This is a genomic window from Streptomyces sp. NPDC059897, from assembly GCF_042730865.1.
Taxonomy (GTDB): domain Bacteria; phylum Actinomycetota; class Actinomycetes; order Streptomycetales; family Streptomycetaceae; genus Streptomyces.
Genome location: NZ_JBHWKQ010000086.1, coordinates 1 through 2,388, shown reverse-complemented (window position 1 = coordinate 2,388; position 2,388 = coordinate 1). Strand labels below are relative to the sequence as shown.

Sequence of the window (2,388 nt, the reverse complement as noted above, 5' to 3'; positions counted from 1 at the left end):
CAACACAGTGGACGCGAGCAACTGAGGACAAGCCCTCGGCCTATTAGTACCAGTCACCTCCACACCTTGCGGTGCTTCCAGATCTGGCCTATCAACCCAGTCGTCTACTGGGAGCCTTAACCCCTCAAAGGGGGTGGGAATACTCATCTCGAAGCAGGCTTCCCGCTTAGATGCTTTCAGCGGTTATCCTTTCCGAACGTAGCCAACCAGCCATGCCCTTGGCAGGACAACTGGCACACCAGAGGTTCGTCCGTCCCGGTCCTCTCGTACTAGGGACAGCCCTTCTCAATATTCCTACGCGCACAGAGGATAGGGACCGAACTGTCTCACGACGTTCTAAACCCAGCTCGCGTACCGCTTTAATGGGCGAACAGCCCAACCCTTGGGACCGACTCCAGCCCCAGGATGCGACGAGCCGACATCGAGGTGCCAAACCATCCCGTCGATATGGACTCTTGGGGAAGATCAGCCTGTTATCCCCGGGGTACCTTTTATCCGTTGAGCGACGGCGCTTCCACAAGCCACCGCCGGATCACTAGTCCCGACTTTCGTCCCTGCTCGACCCGTCGGTCTCACAGTCAAGCTCCCTTGTGCACTTACACTCAACACCTGATTACCAACCAGGCTGAGGGAACCTTTGGGCGCCTCCGTTACCCTTTGGGAGGCAACCGCCCCAGTTAAACTACCCATCAGACACTGTCCCTGATCCGGATCACGGACCCAGGTTAGACATCCAGCACGACCAGAGTGGTATTTCAACGACGACTCCACAACCACTGGCGTGGCCGCTTCAAAGTCTCCCACCTATCCTACACAAGCCGAACCGAACACCAATATCAAACTGTAGTAAAGGTCCCGGGGTCTTTCCGTCCTTCTGCGCGAAACGAGCATCTTTACTCGTAGTGCAATTTCACCGGGCCTATGGTTGAGACAGTCGAGAAGTCGTTACGCCATTCGTGCAGGTCGGAACTTACCCGACAAGGAATTTCGCTACCTTAGGATGGTTATAGTTACCACCGCCGTTTACTGGCGCTTAAGTTCTCAGCTTCGCCACACCGAAATGTGACTAACCGGTCCCCTTAACGTTCCAGCACCGGGCAGGCGTCAGTCCGTATACATCGCCTTACGGCTTCGCACGGACCTGTGTTTTTAGTAAACAGTCGCTTCTCGCTGGTCTCTGCGGCCACCCCCAGCTCAAGCAGCAAGTGCTATCACCAGGAATGGCCCCCCTTCTCCCGAAGTTACGGGGGCATTTTGCCGAGTTCCTTAACCATAGTTCACCCGAACGCCTCGGTATTCTCTACCTGACCACCTGAGTCGGTTTAGGGTACGGGCCGCCATGAAACTCGCTAGAGGCTTTTCTCGACAGCATAGGATCATCCACTTCACCACAATCGGCTCGGCATCAGGTCTCAGGCACAAGCTGTCCGGATTTACCTGGACAGCGCCCTACACCCTTACCCCGGGACTACCATCGCCCGGGCTGGACTACCTTCCTGCGTCACCCCATCGCTCACCTACTACCAGCTTGGGCCGGCGGCTCCACCACTTTCCATTCCCCGAAGGGTCCGGAACGGCTTCACGGCCTTAGCATCACTGGATTCGATGTCTTTCGCGTCACAGCGGGTACCGGAATATCAACCGGTTATCCATCGACTACGCCTGTCGGCCTCGCCTTAGGTCCCGACTTACCCTGGGCAGATCAGCTTGACCCAGGAACCCTTAGTCAATCGGCGCACACGTTTCTCACGTGTGTATCGCTACTCATGCCTGCATTCTCACTCGTGAACCGTCCACAACTACCTTCCGGTGCTGCTTCACCCGGCACACGACGCTCCCCTACCCATCCACACACCCGTTGGGGCTGTTGTATGAATGACACGACTTCGGCGGTACGCTTGAGCCCCGCTACATTGTCGGCGCGGAATCACTTGACCAGTGAGCTATTACGCACTCTTTCAAGGGTGGCTGCTTCTAAGCCAACCTCCTGGTTGTCTCTGCGACTCCACATCCTTTCCCACTTAGCGTACGCTTAGGGGCCTTAGTCGATGCTCTGGGCTGTTTCCCTCTCGACCATGGAGCTTATCCCCCACAGTCTCACTGCCGTGCTCTCACTTACCGGCATTCGGAGTTTGGCTAAGGTCAGTAACCCGGTAGGGCCCATCGCCTATCCAGTGCTCTACCTCCGGCAAGAAACACACGACGCTGCACCTAAATGCATTTCGGGGAGAACCAGCTATCACGGAGTTTGATTGGCCTTTCACCCCTAACCACAGGTCATCCCCCAGGTTTTCAACCCTGGTGGGTTCGGTCCTCCACGAAGTCTTACCTCCGCTTCAACCTGCCCATGGCTAGATCACTCCGCTTCGGGTCTTGAGCGCGCTACTA

Annotated in this window: 1 rRNA gene; it reads right to left on the bottom strand. The window is 56.4% G+C overall.

What is annotated here, in order from left to right:
- Nucleotides 1–23 precede the first annotated feature (23 nt).
- Nucleotides 24–2,388: ribosomal RNA gene (locus ACFV9W_RS39055) — 23S ribosomal RNA — on the bottom strand; the annotation flags it as partial.